The sequence below is a fragment of the Olsenella absiana genome (assembly GCF_036408855.1).
GTDB lineage: Bacteria > Actinomycetota > Coriobacteriia > Coriobacteriales > Atopobiaceae > Olsenella_K > Olsenella_K absiana.
This window is the reverse complement of sequence record NZ_JAZGJQ010000017.1, coordinates 1-13,470: the sequence shown is the minus strand read 5'-3', so window position 1 is coordinate 13,470 and position 13,470 is coordinate 1. Positions and strand designations below refer to the sequence as shown.

The window sequence follows — 13,470 nt, the reverse complement described above, 5'->3', positions numbered from 1 at the left end:
GTGCGGCGACTGCCAGCCCCAGCTCCCGGGTCGCCCGGTGAAGGCGAGGAAGAAGGGCGTGAAGGGAGCGAAGAGCGTTGCTGCCTAGGCTAGCCCCTTGTCACACAAACTACCGAAGCCTCATAAAACTGAGGGCAAAACACTCTTTCACGGTTTACCCCAAAAAACAACGTTTTCGCAGTTCAATAGTGGTGTGTCGAGATTTTCGGCACACCACTCTTTCACGAAAAATAGCACTCCTAGCGGGATGATTTGTCCATGGGATCTCGCAGGGGTGTTCTTGTTTTAGAACAACATTTGATGAAAGGAACTCACGATGAACGAAACCAAGATGGCCGAACTCACCTAAGCCGAGGACATGGCCTACTTCCGGGCGGACCTCTGCCTGTACTCGCCGGAGAGCTACAGCCTGGAAGAGAAGAAGGAGATTTGCAACGACATGATGAGCACAAGCGGGGCTGTGCTCGACGCGATGCGCGAGGACTTCCAGAGCTACCGCCCGAGTTCCGAGTCAAGCTACTGGACATGCTCTGCAACTCCGGCGTCGAGAGCCCCCAGTGGTGGTGGGATGTGCTCGTGGGCGACGGAGACCCGCTCTACCGCGAGCTGGAGCCGCTCAGCTAGTTCCGAGCCCACATAGCAAGGAAGAAGGCCGTCTATCGCTCGATAGGCGGCCTTCCGCCATCTTCATCGCATCGAAGCGGCGAGCATCGCCACAGTCATCGGCCGCGAGTGCCCCGACAGCAGCATGGTGTCGGGAGGCAACGCGAGAATGCTTTTGCGTATGCTCTCGCGCAGCCTGGGTCCATCACCTGTCGGGAACACGGTCAGACCAGGACCGCCCTCGTAGACGGTGTCTCCGACGAGCGCGAAGCCTCCCTGCTCGCACCAGAACGCGCACGAGTCGTCTGTGTGGCCGGGGACGTGCAGCACCTCGAGCGCGCCTGCGATGCCGCCGACGGGGATGCGGTCGCCGCCCGAGAGCTTCGACGCTCCGGCCAGCGTGATTGGTGCCCCATGCCCTGCCGAGAGGTTCAGCCGCGGGTCGAGCAGGTACCGGTCCGCCAGCTCGTGCGCCCTCACCGGCGCGCTCCAAGCGTCGCGAAGTTCGCCGGCGGCGCCCATGTGGTCGAAGTGCCCGTGCGTGAGCAGGATCGCGTCGATCTTCCAGCCGCGTTCGCGCGCGGCAGACAGGAAGAGACCTGGCTGGGTGCCCGGGTCGACGAGCACGCCGCGACCCGTCTCGCCGTCGATCACGAAGTAGCCGAAGGTGGCGAAGACGCCCCTCGCCAGCAGCGGGTAGACCTCGACTGCCATCAGAGCGAGCATCCTTCTGGGCCGCATGCCATGCCCTGCGCGGCGCCTTCCGCCAGCGACTCGCCGTGCGCCCTCTCGAGCACGCGCGCCATCTCCTCGGTCGGATAGCAGCCCGATATTGCGTACTTGCTGTCCACGACGAAGAACGGTACGGCGTGCACGCCCATCGCGTAGGCGTCGCGCTCGTCGGCGCGAACCTCGTCCTCGTACTCGTCTGACGCCAACACACGCTCCACGTCGGCCTCGGGAAGCCCCGCCTCGGCGGCCAGCTTGCGCAGCACCCCGTGGTCAGCCATGACCTCGTTCTTAACAAAGTACGCCTCGTAGCACAGCCCCTCGAAGCGCGTGTTGCCTAGGCTGTGCGCCAGCTTGGTCAGGCGGTGCGCGTCGAGCATGTTGGTGTTCAATGTGGTGGCGTAGTTGAACTCGATGCCCTCGCTGCGGCCCATCTGGCTGATGCCCTCGATGCGCGCCTGCGCCTCCTCCTTGGAAAGGCCGTACTTCGCGGCGAAGCGGTCGAGTGTGGGGCCGACCACCTCGTGGGGAGCATCCGGGTTCAGCTCGAACGCCCGCATCTCCACCTCCACCTCGCCTTCGAGCCCGAGGGAGGCGATGGCCTTCCCGAGCCGCGTCTCTCCGATGTAGCAGTACGGGCACGCGTAATCCGACCAGTAGGTGACCTTCATGTTTTCCTCCTCGCTCGCGGTTGGTTGCGCCATTTTGCTTTCGGGTATACTGTCTGCCTATCGGTTCGAATTGAGAAGTACTGACATTATTTGGAGTACTGCAACCTACATCAAGGAGCGCGCCATGGGCGAACGTCGAAATGTCAGCTGGTGCCCAGCCATCTCGTCTCTTCAGCGCGTGGTCGGCGGTAAGTGGAAGATAGAAATCCTGTTCTACGTTGCGCTCGAGGACGTGCGGCACTTCGGCGAGCTGCGCAGGTGCTTGCGGGGCGTGTCGGAGTCAACGCTGTCGCGCCAGCTCAAGGAGCTCGTGTCAGACGACTTTTTGGAGCGCGTGGACTACCAGGAGGTGCCCCCGCGCGTCGAGTACCGGCTGACGCGCCGGGGCGAGAGCTTCAGGCCGCTTCTGCAGGCCATGTGGGACTGGAGCGAGGCCGAGTTCGAGTTCAGCCAGGCGGAGGCGGAGCAGATGCGTGAGGCTCGCGAGCGGCTCGGCGTGGCCCAGGTCCGCTGACCGGCCTTCCGCGTTACCTATCCTCGTATGCCCTACGCACATCGTCGTAGAGCTCGAAGATCGGTATGAGCGGCAGCAAAACGACCGGCGGGAACAGACACCCCAGGATTCCGAGAAACCACTCGACCTGCTCGCCGAGCCACTGCAGCCTCGACCTCATATCAGCATCTCGTTCACGCGCCGCTGCACGATGGAGTAGTACGAGCCCAGGCGCCGTTTCCGCTCCTCGCCGTTGCCGCCTAGGTATCCGAGTGCCAAGAGCCTAAAGGATACGAGACAGCCTCTCAGGGCTGACGTGCGCTCCCCAGCCGTCGTACTCGTTGAATGAAAGGTCCCTCACGAGCTTGAAGTCTGGCAGGGCGATGCCGTGCACGCGGAGCGCGTCGATTGCGTCATGCACGAGGTCGAGCGCATCCCTCGGCGGGTTGGCCACTGCCACGTAGGCGTAGCACATCGCGACGTCGTTGATGCGATGCATGAGGAGGTCAAGCGTTTGGTCGTCGGGGTCCAGCAGCCCCCTGAGCTCGTTGAACTCCTCCCTCGTGAGGTACTCGAGCTCGGCCTCGTCGTAGTCGTCGAACTTGAAGAGGTACTCGGGGATGGCCTCCATGAAGCGGTCGGCACTCTGGTCGATGTACCCCTCAGGCCCGATGATGTCCTATGCGAGGCGCAGGACGGAAGCGAAGTCGTGGTCGGCGTAGGCCTCCAAGACGTAGCTCTCGAGGCACAAGACACAGTATGAGACCATGCCGCGGATTGAGATGTTGAAGAAATAGCGCTTGTTCATTTCGGTGGCTAGCTATGAATACAGGACCGACAGGTATTGCGCGGGGATGTTCGCGGCAAGCCACACACGATCGTTGCCCTCGAAGAACTCGAGGCCATCGGAATGTGCCGCACTGGCGTCCACCTGCAGGATCACGGGATGTCCGTCCCTGCGCCTTCCGACCTGTTCGGCCATCTCGACGTCAGCGGAGAGGTGCACCATCTGACGCCCCATGGGCAGGAGGCCACCATCGAGGATGGATTCGAGCGCCTTGTGGCTGGTTCCGTGGTAGAGAGCCTCAGGCGGAGCCGAGGGGACGCGCTCGATTTTATCGCGTACTGAGTGTCCGTAGAGCGCGCGGATGCGGTCGCCTACTATCTCGTGGCGCTTCTTGTCCGAGATTGCAATGATCTCTTCCAGGTCCTCACGAACGACGGCGCGTCGCGCGGGGTGCCGTGCGTTGAGGGCGCCGAGGAGGGCCTCGACGGGGACGAAGCCCTTCCCGTCGAGCTTTAGGCCGTACTCCTGCGGTGCGTGCCTGAGGGCGTACGACACCTCCCTGCTTATCTGGGCGAGCCTAGAGTTCACCCTCGGCCTCCTCCTCGCGCTCGCGCGCGACCATATCGGAAACGGCGGCCTCGAACCATGACCAGAAGTCGTCGTACTCCTCGCGCTGTTCCCAGCCGGGGTCTGCGAAGTCGTGGATGATCTCGACCTTCCCGGGCTTGTCCATCTCGAAGCAGGCGACGTCGTCGCTGTCGGAGCGCTTGGCGAAGGGGATGAGCTTGCGCTCGGGGTAGCGCCTTGCCATGCCACGTGCGTAGTCGCCCGCGAAGGCGGCTTCGAGGATCCACCACCAGTCGAGGTCGACGAGCCCGAGCTCGACGACCTTGTGGATGCCCGCCGGGTACTCGAAGCCCTCGTAGAGCTCTGTCGCGTCGTATAGTTCCATGTTGTCCTCCTAACGGACCTTGTCAATAATATAGGAGCCCCTCGGATGATTCCTGCGGAAGCGGCCACTCTGCTTCCCGACGCGGAGCTCGACCGCCTCACCCCAAGTTCTCGGCACGCCCTTCTTGGTGGTAAAACGCTGGACTGTATCTGCGTCGGGGAGCGGTTCGTCGTAGCTGTGAACGATGGCTCGAACGTCGATGCCGGCGGCACGAGCGGCTACGACGCGGGTGTTGTCGAGCGTCGTCATGCCACCGTCGTCCATAGTCACGACGTCGATGGGATTGCCCTTCCAACCGTCCCTCTTCATGCTGTCGATGATCTCCTGGCTGCCGTTGACGGATGTCTGGCTGAATCGAATGTCGGTGGCCGGTAAACTCTGCGGCCGCCTCGTCGGCCGTTTCGGTGCTGTTGGGGTGGTCGGCTTCCTGCTGCCGTAAGTGCCGACGTAGTGGCCGGAAGAGGGCTTACTCATCGGCGACACCGATCTTGCTGAAGCGCCTGTTGGTCGCGCTGTCGAACTGGACGACGCGGACGCCCGCATCGTGGAGGAGGCGGAGGGGAGGGTAGTTGGCGGAGCCGTAAACGATGACGGTGTGGGGCTCCAGGACACGGATCATCTCCCTCAAGCCTGCTTCGAACAGAAGACGATTCCTGACGAGCCTGAGGCCGCTCGCCACGGTGCCGATGCAGACGACGGAGTGCTTCGGGATGCCCTCGAAGCAGTACGCATACGTCTCGGCAGTGCCCCACCTTATGTTGTTGATGACCTGATAACCGAGCCTGCCGAGCCAGTAGCCATATGCCCTCATGCGATAGGTGTTGAAGGTCTTCCAGGGCTTAGGGAAATCCTGACTGGTGGAGAAGTCGGGCGTGATGACCCCGGCGAAGTGGCGCAGGACCTGCTCAGTGCGCCTGTAATCGAACCAGATGCCGTCCCTGCCATCAAACTTCCAGTCATCGAGGAAGAAACAGACGAACGCATCGAAATGGAAGTCGACGTCCCCGGTCGCCATGCACTGGTCGTAGATTGCCTTCGCCTCCCCCCATGTGACCATGTCGCGTGGAAGCGTGGTGGCGGTAGTCGGGCAGAGGGGGATGTCCCCGTCGCAGAACATGGCGCCATCAACCATGAAGGCATTCCAGACGTCCCTGCAGCCCTTGCGTATGTTCTCTTTCACGGTAAGCCTCCAATCTTCGGATCGCGGGACCATTCCCGTTTGACTTGGAGGCTATTACTAGAAGATACTAGGAACTAGTTACCTGATATAGTTAGGAGCGTCGATGTGCGAAGAAGCTGAGCGTGACCCGCTTGACGAACCCATCAAGGCTGACGTCAAGTTCATGTTCTCGTCGATCCCGGTGACGACGGGCATTCGTGTTCCGACACCTCCGGTATGGACGGGAGGCAAGGGCACGATGGACTTCTTCGACGAGTTTGGTCCTAGGAAAAAGGTGATGCCGACGGAGGAGGACCTGAAGGCCTGCTACTTCTGCCTCAACCTAAACCTCATCGACGAGGAGCGAGGACACGAGACCATCGAGCTCCCAGAGGGTTTCTACTGCCACGAGTTCCTTAGGCTCAATCCTTCGAACATACAGGAGTTTCTCGCGTTCCAACGCAGGTATGGCATCGTGAAGGGGGCACGAGAGCAAAAGCCATCTGGGACGGGAATGCGAGAGTCACTCAGGCCCGAGCCTGACCACAACGTCTTCTCGGGAGCGAACGCAGGCTACTACCGTCACCAGCTGGAGGGCATCTTGGCGTCCGCAGAGCTGTACGACTCCGTCCCTGACCAGGAGTACGTCTACGACCGAGAGCTCATAAAGCTGGGTGCCGTATCTTTTCAGGAGGCGATATTCGCGGTACTTGATGCCCAGGCGGCCATCCGGAACACCACACGGGTTCTCCGTGACGACCTTCCCACCATGACCAAGCGAGAGGCGGCCCTGGCAAAGATCTCCTCGGAATACGTCGCCCACTTCCTTCCGAACCTCTTCCCGAGCATTGAGCTGGTAACAATCGACGACAAGGGAAAGGACTCCCACTCCAACGTGAGCGACCTCATAACCGCGGTGTTCGCCCAGCTTGCTCGAGGACTCCTCAATAACGAGGCATACAGGGTGTGTGCGAACCCGGAATGCAACCGGCTGTTCACCCCCAGGGAGATGGGGAGGCGCCTGGACACCAAGTACTGCTGCCCGGAGTGCCAGGAGAGGGCTAAGCGCCTCAGGTATGCCGCAAGACACGCATGAGGTCTTTCAGCCTCGCCACCAGTGGAAATTCAGTCGGGTGACGTCATGAGTACCACGGCGGCACCCGTGACGTCGCTTTGACGTCCGCATGGAGGATAGTCGAAACCATGGTGGAGACAGGGGATACGCCAGAGCATCCCGAACCGCCACCGGCCGCCACTGCCACGCCTCTCTGATCGAGTGGGAATAGCACGGCTACAGAATTGTGCTATTCTCCAGGCGCTCCGGACGTGGTCCCGGGGCGCCTTTTTGATGCGCTGAGGGGGCTCGTGTGCCTGTTAGCCAAACGCGAGATGGAGTTGCCAGCGCTTGGGTAAGGCAGGTACGCGTGGCCTCTGACCAGCCCATTCCTGCTCTCGAATGCTGACTGTTGCCAACAATCGAACAGTTTTGTGCGGACAGGTTGGACGAGCGAGAACGTGGCAACACTTGACGAACGTCAGCAAGGTTGGCGCGTGGTTGCATGAGGAAAAGCCGTTCGTGATGACGTCAAAACGACGTCATGGATGGTGAGCGACGTCACGACTCGGCGTGTCCGCAGGTGATGGTGCAAATCTGTACCATTCTCCGGGCTACTAACGGATGAATTTGTGTCCGACCTACCTAATACCATAGAAGTACGCTCCCCCAGCATGATTCGAGGTTGTCATGGCTAATCCGAGACTCGCCGCATCGTACGACAAGCGCTCTCCGGACTTCCCGCGCCGCGAGGAAGCCTGGAAGGAGAAGAATTCTTAAGTACATGACGTCCCTTGAGGTCTCCCGGCATGACGGCCATGTATATGGCCCCGTCCAAGCTGCTTATGTGAACGTGCGCATGAAGGCATACTGCGTCGAGAGGTGAGCGTGGGACTCGCAGGATGTCTACCTTTTTCGGCGCTACGGCCTGGCCCTCGCCCCTGACTACGTTGAGATGGTGATGTCTCGATGATTGCCGACATCCTCAGACTCGGTCGAAAAGCGCATGGAGAGAGTGTTCGCAATGGCAACGCAGAACGCGTGTAGTCAGGTGGGCTGCCTTATGTCTGGAAGGAACGAGTCAAGGTTCTTTGAGCTCAGGGCGACGGGGGTCATCGACGTTCGCGTGACATGCGACTTGGACGATTGGGTGCTCGCCGTCTGCTCTCCGCCATTCTCGTGTGCCGATGGGCGGTACAGATGGATGCGCTGCTCGCCAAGGGAGCTGCGTGCTAGCCTGACAGGTATAAGAATTCTGCCGCAGTCCCGGAGTGACATGACCAACAAGACCCTCACCGTAGACGAGCTGGATGTGCTCCGGACGGGCATAGGTGAGACTATCGACTCGTTTGAAGGCAATCCCCTCGGACCGGGCGACTACTACGGTGCGGTCAGGATCAACTTCGCCAACGCCTCTGTGGACATTTCGGACTTCTTCGAATCAGCCGATGTCTCCTTCGAGGCGGGCATGGGTTTGGAGGAGGTTGGCACGATGCGGGTAAAGCGCGCCACAGGACCTCTTGACCTGGGCGACTTGGTTAGTGGTCCCGAGAACAAGTCAATCGTTGTGGATTCGACTGTCCTCTCCGTCGAGGTGGTGAACGATACCGTCGAGATGATGCGCGACGACGAGGTCACCAACACTTTCGCGTTCACGCAGGCCGTCATCTTCCATCTCGAGAAGGGTGACCTCGTCGTCGACCGCAACGTCTGGTTCGAGGTCTTCCTCAGCGCGTGCGTTACCAGCGATGCGCGCAAGTTCATCCGGGACACCGAAAAGGACTGGAACAGGGGAGCCGGCAAGTACCATGCTGTGGTCAAGAGGGAGTTTGTCCTGCTGGATTAGCTATCCTTACCAGCGCAAACGCAGTCGGATGACGTCATGACGTCGCCCGACTCGAAGTGAGGTGCGTCACGGGTGCGGAAAGGGTCCCGTGACGTCGCTTTGATGCCCACAGAGGGGATAGCCAGAACCATGGCGGACAGCGTGGATACGAGTGCGCACACACGACTACCCCGACCCGACATAGCCACGCTTTCCTGATTGAGTGGGAGTAGCCTATTTAGGTGTAATGTTTTCAATTCTTTGGTAATGAACCTTGATCGCACGCCATCCAACGACGTCACAGGCTCGGCCCGCCCGGAAGGGGCGGAGGGCGAAAAATGTGTTGACATATCGCGGTATTACGATATGATGTACCCATGGACATGACCGAGACATTCAAGGCGCTATCGAACCCCACGCGGCTCCGGATCCTCATGTGGCTGAAGGACCCCGAGGCCAACTTCCCCGAGCAGGGAGGGCACCCCGGCGTGCCGGACGACCTGAAAGGCGGGGTGTGCGTGGGCTCCATCCGCGACAAGGCGGGCATCTCTCAGTCGACCGCCTCGCAGTACCTCGACGTTCTGCAGCGCTGCGGGCTGCTGCTCTCCGAGCGCCACGGCAAGTGGACCTACTTTCGCCGCAACGAGGAGGCCATAGCCGAGCTGGCCCGGTTCGTGGGAGGCGAGCTCTGACGCCGCAACCGGACAAATCGGTAAAGCATCTTGGCATGCCATAACGCATCGACATATCACGATATATAGTCTTAATGAGGACGAAACTATGCATTACACGGGACCGGTGATCAGGCCTCCCTACGAGGCGGGGAGCGTCATGCTGGAGGTGACGGTGGGCTGCACGCACGACTCGTGCACGTTCTGCACCTACTACAAGGGCCACCCCTTCCATCCCGCGCCGCTCGAGCAGGTGCGCGCCGACCTCGCCGAGATCGCGCACTTCCGCCCTGGCACCGACCACATATGGGCGGCGGGAGGCGACCCGTTCTCCATGAGTACGCGCAGACTGCTCGAGCTGGCCGCGCTCGTGCACGAGTACCTGCCAGGCGCCACCATCTCCACCTACGCGCGCGTCGACAGCATGCGCAACAAGTCGGTCGAGGACCTGCGGGCGCTGCACGACGCGGGCTACACAGACATCATGATCGGCATCGAGTCGGGCGACGACGAGGTGCTGGCGCACGTGAACAAGGGCTACACCGCAAAAGACATCGTGGAGCAGTGCGGGAAGCTCGACGAGGCCGACTTGCCCTACAACTGCATCTACCTGGGCGGCATCGCCGGCGCGGGGCGCGCCGAGGAGACCGCCGCGCGCTCGGCGGAGGTGTTCAACCAAATCCGCCCGCGGTTCATGTACCTCACGACCGTCACCATCTTCCCCGACTCCGAGCTCGGCGCCGAGGTGGCTCGCGGCGACTTCGAGCCCATGAGCGAGCTCGAGCGGTTCCGCGAGTTCCGCGCGCTCGTGGCCGCGCTGGAGAACCCCATCGTCGTCGACACGCGCCTGGTCACCAACTCCATCGGCTTCGTCGCCGAGCTGCCGGCCGACCGCGAGGAGTGCCTGGCCGCGCTTGACAAGGCCATCGCCGGCTTCTCGGAGGACGACGAGCGGAGGCTCTCGCGCAGGAGGGCGATGATGCGCACGATCTGACGCCGGAAATCGTGACTGAACGGCTCCGTTTTAACGTGCGCTGTCTGTTGCACCACCCTGGTGTTGTCGGGGACGCGTACGCCGTCCTGTTACCGGCCCGCGTTGCGCCACTTCTCCAATGAGAGACGACCGATCGGAGGGAAATGGACGCATACAGGATCGGCGTCGACAATTGGTTTCGGAGGTGCTTTCATAATTGCAGGCTGCAAGATTGTCGGGATGGTAGCCAGTTCGGTGAAAAGCAGCCCGTCAGAATCATCGTTTCCTCAGGCAGATGGGATACTCCCCATATTCGAGGGGAAACGCCCTCGGAAGGCCGTTTTCGGGGTGGTAGCCACTTGCTCGAAATCGCGGACTGGCTACTATCCGTTTCCGCAGGTCAGAGCATTTACTCCCCATACATAAGGCATTTGCTCCCCATTGCTGGCTACCACCCAGAACCGGGATTCCACGGGGTTTCCCGGACGTGGCAGCATGGTTTAATACGAGTTGGACGTGGAAACACGATTCGGAAAAGTTGGAACTATTGAGTGTGAGTAAGTCCAGCTGGTGCATCCTATTAGCATCTAGCGGAAACTAGTGGCTTCCGGTCTCATTTTTTTGGAAAACGGCTCTCCGCTCACGAGGCGGGGAGTTTTCTCTATATGCTGCAGCCTCTCGATATTATCACGGTATCGTGATATATTGGCAGAAACGAAAGGAGCTTAGATGCCGACGCTCGCAAGGTTCTACGGGATAGTTATCCGGATGTATTTCCTGGGATCGGAGCACAACCCGCCGCACGTGCACGCGATTTACGGAGAGGACACCGCAGCCATTGATATCAGGACAGGCGAGTTAATCGACGGAAACCTGCCCACACGCGCTGCTGACATGGTGCGCGAGTGGATAGGAATGCACCGCTCCGAGCTCCTTGAGATGTGGGAGACCCAGGAGTTCAAGAAGCTCGACCCGCTCGACTAAGGAGGCATGCGATGAACTTCCACAAGGTAAAGGACGTCTCCGCTCTGCCCGGTCTGAAGCTGAGCGTGCAGTTCGCCAACGGCACCACGAAGATTTACGACGTGGCTCCGCTCGAGCGGCGCTTCCCCGCCTTCAAGGCGCTGGAGGACGAGACGCTGTTCGACTGCGTCGAGGTGGACCAAGGCGGCTACGGCATCATCTGGAACGACGAGCTTGACCTCTCCTGCGACGAGCTGTGGGATAACGGGGTGGAAGTGGCGACACCCTTCGACGGGCTCATGTCGTTCTCTGACGCCAGCGAGCTCTGGGGCTTGAGCGAATCCACGCTGCGCAAGGCCATCGCGTACGGAAAGATAGTGCCGGGGGTGGACGCCCGCAAGTACGGGAAACAGTGGGTCGTCAACCGCGATGCTATGGTGCGCGAGTACGGCGAGCCTGTCGGCGTATGATCTGCAGCCTTCTTAACTGCCAAGTGTTGGGCCCGATGACGTCGAGCGTGTATCGTTGCCGCCGATGGGGGACGTGGAGCATGCGCAGAAGCGCCACGAGTCCCAAAGGCTTGCTGGAGTCCGCTCGCTTTGCACGGGGGCGACATCGAAGGGTCGTCGCGCAGGTTTCGACCAAATACGTAACACCTGTCATTGTGTGGACAGCGTCAGGGATGCGTCGTTAGGGCGTTCTTCGCCTGGTTGCAAATCCGCTTTGCATCCAGGTCAGAGCCACGCTATAATGCTTGGCTACAATTCATCAGCGGGGCCTTTGGCAAGCGCCGCTTCGAGTTAGGTCAGGTTAGATGAAGAACTAGCGATGCCCATTTCGGGCGCCCCATACGACCATTCTGCTAATCCGGTCGCGCTTCAGGGTGCCGCATCGCTTCAGTATCTTCTTGTTTCAAGTTCATGCATCGCGTGCCTGGCCCTCTGCGCGATCTCCCCTCGAAGGAGCTCGCCATGCAACTGAATCTCAATCACATCAGCTATACCTACCCTGGTACGGTATCGGCCGCCATCGATGACATCAGCGTCACGTTCCCGTCGGGATGGACGGGCATCATCGGCGATAACGGATGCGGAAAGAGCACGCTTGCCCGTATCGCCGCGCACTCCATCGCGCCAGATTCCGGAACGGTGAGCCCGAAGCTGTTCTCGGCGTACTGCCAGCAGGACTCGACCCAGGAACCGGACAATCTCTTCGACCTCGCATCGGACTGGGGCAAGGAGGCGCAACGAGCAAGGGATTTGCTTCGCGTCGAAGACGACTGGTTCTGGCGCTATGGTACTCTCTCTGGGGGTCAGCAGAAGCGGCTCCAGATTGCATGCGCGCTCTATGCGCGACCGGAAGTCCTCATCATGGACGAGCCGACAAACGACCTCGACATCGTGACACGCGACATCGTGAGGGAAGCCCTCGCTTCATTCGGCGGCATCGGAATTCTCATCTCGCATGACAGGGCTCTGCTGGATAGCCTTGTGAGCCAGAGCCTGATGTGCGAGGGGGTGCGTTGGACCATGCGACCGGGAGGGTACTCGAAAGCGAGTGGCCAAGCGGCCATCGAGCGCTCTGCTGCAATCAGGGACCGCGAGAAGGCTGCCCGCGAAGCGAAGCGCTTGAAGGCGGAAGCCCAGCGCAGAAGCGAGGAGGCGGCGCGTCAGAAGGGCAAGCGCAGCAAGCACAACCTGGACAAGCACGACAGTGACGCACGGGAGAGGATCGGACGCGCCATAGTCTCAGGAAAGGACGGCGTGGCTGGCAAGCTCTCGTCCAATATGAGTGGACGGCTGGCAAAGGTCGAGGGAGAGCTCTCAAAGAGAGTCGTCTCGAAGCGATACGACCATACTCTCGGCGCGTTTGGCATTGCCGCGCGTTCGAGCCGTGTGGTGCACCTAGAGGCGACGCGGCTGACCGCCGGTGATTTCTCGATAGACGTGCCAGAGCTCTGGATCTCGCCAACGGATCACGTGGTGCTGACTGGCGCGAACGGAACGGGAAAGAGCCTGGTGGTACGAAGCGTCATTGAATCTGTCCCCGATACCGTCAAAGTGGCGTACGTTCCCCAGAACGTCGGATCGGAAGAACGCGGGCGGGCCCTGAGACGACTACGAGGTCAGGACCAAGAGACGAAGGGTCGCGTCCTCTCGATTGTGGCACGGTTGAATTCCGACCCCGATAAACTGCTCGATGGAGACGATTTGAGTCCTGGAGAGCTCCGCAAACTCATGCTCGCGCAGCAGCTTGTTACGAATCCCAGCCTCCTCGTGCTCGATGAACCGACGAATCATCTCGATATGGGCTCCATCGAAGCGCTTCAGGGCATGCTGATTGGTTTTCCTGGCGCGTTCCTGCTGGTCACGCATGATGAGCAGCTATCGGAGGCGGTCACGCAGATTGGATGGGAGACAAGGCGAGGCGAGAATGGGATGAGACTGCAAGTCGCCGACGAATAAGTTTGAGGCTTCGGTAGTTTGTGTGACAAGGGGCTAGCCTAGGCAGCAACGCTCTTCGCTCCCTTCACGCCCTTCTTCCTCGCCTTCACCGGGCGACCCGGGAGCTGGGGCTGGCAGTCGCCGCA

Annotated in this window: 18 protein-coding genes; 9 read left to right on the top strand and 9 right to left on the bottom strand. The window is 60.6% G+C overall.

The annotated features are described in order from the left end of the window. Window positions 1-687: 687 nt before the first annotated feature. A complete protein-coding gene (locus VXJ25_RS09650; protein WP_330959008.1) occupies window positions 688-1,317 on the bottom strand; it encodes an MBL fold metallo-hydrolase in 630 nt (209 codons plus the stop codon). Continuing rightward, the gene (locus VXJ25_RS09645) at window positions 1,317-2,003 is read right to left on the bottom strand and encodes a DsbA family oxidoreductase (RefSeq protein ID WP_330959007.1); all 687 of its coding nucleotides are present in this window, start codon (window positions 2,001-2,003) and stop codon (window positions 1,317-1,319) included. Before VXJ25_RS09645 ends, VXJ25_RS09650 begins: the two co-directional genes overlap by 1 nt. A 124-nt stretch (window positions 2,004-2,127) precedes the next feature. Between VXJ25_RS09645 and VXJ25_RS09640 the strand changes: the two genes are divergently transcribed. After that, window positions 2,128-2,517: a winged helix-turn-helix transcriptional regulator gene (locus VXJ25_RS09640; protein WP_330959006.1), complete on the top strand. Its 390-nt coding sequence runs from the start codon at window positions 2,128-2,130 to the stop codon at window positions 2,515-2,517. 156 nt (window positions 2,518-2,673) lie between these two features. Here the strand turns inward: VXJ25_RS09640 and VXJ25_RS09635 are convergent, their stop codons facing one another. The 6 genes from VXJ25_RS09635 to VXJ25_RS09610 are packed head-to-tail and all read right to left on the bottom strand — an operon-like array spanning window position 2,674 to window position 4,544. After that, window positions 2,674-2,775 (bottom strand): hypothetical protein, encoded by a 102-nt coding sequence (locus VXJ25_RS09635; protein WP_330959005.1) that lies wholly within the window; start codon window positions 2,773-2,775, stop codon window positions 2,674-2,676. A gap of 4 nt (window positions 2,776-2,779) precedes the next feature. Next, window positions 2,780-3,127 (bottom strand): hypothetical protein, encoded by a 348-nt coding sequence (locus tag VXJ25_RS09630; RefSeq protein WP_330959004.1) that lies wholly within the window; start codon window positions 3,125-3,127, stop codon window positions 2,780-2,782. Window positions 3,128-3,175: 48 nt separating this feature from the next. Next, the gene (locus VXJ25_RS09625; protein ID WP_330959003.1) at window positions 3,176-3,304 is read right to left on the bottom strand and encodes a hypothetical protein; all 129 of its coding nucleotides are present in this window, start codon (window positions 3,302-3,304) and stop codon (window positions 3,176-3,178) included. 12 nt (window positions 3,305-3,316) lie between these two features. Further along, the gene (locus tag VXJ25_RS09620; protein ID WP_330959002.1) at window positions 3,317-3,871 is read right to left on the bottom strand and encodes an RNA 2'-phosphotransferase; all 555 of its coding nucleotides are present in this window, start codon (window positions 3,869-3,871) and stop codon (window positions 3,317-3,319) included. After that, complete coding sequence (locus VXJ25_RS09615; RefSeq protein WP_330959001.1) at window positions 3,861-4,235, bottom strand: hypothetical protein; 375 nt, start codon at window positions 4,233-4,235, stop codon at window positions 3,861-3,863. Before VXJ25_RS09615 ends, VXJ25_RS09620 begins: the two co-directional genes overlap by 11 nt. A gap of 9 nt (window positions 4,236-4,244) precedes the next feature. Beyond that, window positions 4,245-4,544 (bottom strand): hypothetical protein, encoded by a 300-nt coding sequence (locus VXJ25_RS09610; protein WP_330959000.1) that lies wholly within the window; start codon window positions 4,542-4,544, stop codon window positions 4,245-4,247. On the opposite strand from VXJ25_RS09610, the gene VXJ25_RS09605 reads away from it, so the two are divergent. Then, a complete protein-coding gene (locus VXJ25_RS09605) occupies window positions 4,543-4,674 on the top strand; it encodes a hypothetical protein (protein WP_330958999.1) in 132 nt (43 codons plus the stop codon). The two genes, VXJ25_RS09610 and VXJ25_RS09605, sit on opposite strands and share 2 nt — an antisense overlap. 27 nt (window positions 4,675-4,701) lie before the next feature. On the opposite strand, the gene VXJ25_RS09600 is transcribed toward VXJ25_RS09605, so the two are convergent. Then, window positions 4,702-5,415 carry a DUF4417 domain-containing protein gene (locus VXJ25_RS09600; RefSeq protein WP_330958998.1) on the bottom strand — a complete coding sequence of 238 codons (714 nt, stop codon included), beginning with the start codon at window positions 5,413-5,415 and terminating at the stop codon, window positions 4,702-4,704. A gap of 103 nt (window positions 5,416-5,518) precedes the next feature. Here VXJ25_RS09600 and VXJ25_RS09595 point away from each other — a divergent pair, with 103 nt between their 5' ends. The 7 genes from VXJ25_RS09595 (at window position 5,519) to VXJ25_RS09565 (ending at window position 13,345) form a co-directional block, all read left to right on the top strand. After that, a complete protein-coding gene (locus tag VXJ25_RS09595; RefSeq protein WP_330958997.1) occupies window positions 5,519-6,490 on the top strand; it encodes a CGNR zinc finger domain-containing protein in 972 nt (323 codons plus the stop codon). Window positions 6,491-7,724: 1,234 nt separating this feature from the next. Beyond that, the gene (locus VXJ25_RS09590) at window positions 7,725-8,294 is read left to right on the top strand and encodes a hypothetical protein (RefSeq protein ID WP_330958996.1); all 570 of its coding nucleotides are present in this window, start codon (window positions 7,725-7,727) and stop codon (window positions 8,292-8,294) included. A gap of 362 nt (window positions 8,295-8,656) precedes the next feature. Continuing rightward, a complete protein-coding gene (locus VXJ25_RS09585) occupies window positions 8,657-8,965 on the top strand; it encodes an ArsR/SmtB family transcription factor (protein WP_330958995.1) in 309 nt (102 codons plus the stop codon). 88 nt (window positions 8,966-9,053) lie between these two features. Further along, entirely contained in the window at window positions 9,054-9,938 is an 885-nt protein-coding gene (locus tag VXJ25_RS09580) for a radical SAM protein (RefSeq protein WP_330958994.1), read from the top strand. Between the two features lie 708 nt (window positions 9,939-10,646). After that, window positions 10,647-10,901 (top strand): DUF4160 domain-containing protein, encoded by a 255-nt coding sequence (locus VXJ25_RS09575; RefSeq protein ID WP_330958993.1) that lies wholly within the window; start codon window positions 10,647-10,649, stop codon window positions 10,899-10,901. Window positions 10,902-10,912: 11 nt separating this feature from the next. Further along, on the top strand, window positions 10,913-11,350 hold the full coding sequence (locus VXJ25_RS09570; protein ID WP_330958992.1) for a DUF2442 domain-containing protein: 438 nt from the start codon (window positions 10,913-10,915) through the stop codon (window positions 11,348-11,350). Window positions 11,351-11,851: 501 nt separating this feature from the next. After that, window positions 11,852-13,345 carry an ATP-binding cassette domain-containing protein gene (locus VXJ25_RS09565; protein WP_330958991.1) on the top strand — a complete coding sequence of 498 codons (1,494 nt, stop codon included), beginning with the start codon at window positions 11,852-11,854 and terminating at the stop codon, window positions 13,343-13,345. Window positions 13,346-13,470: the final 125 nt, after the last annotated feature.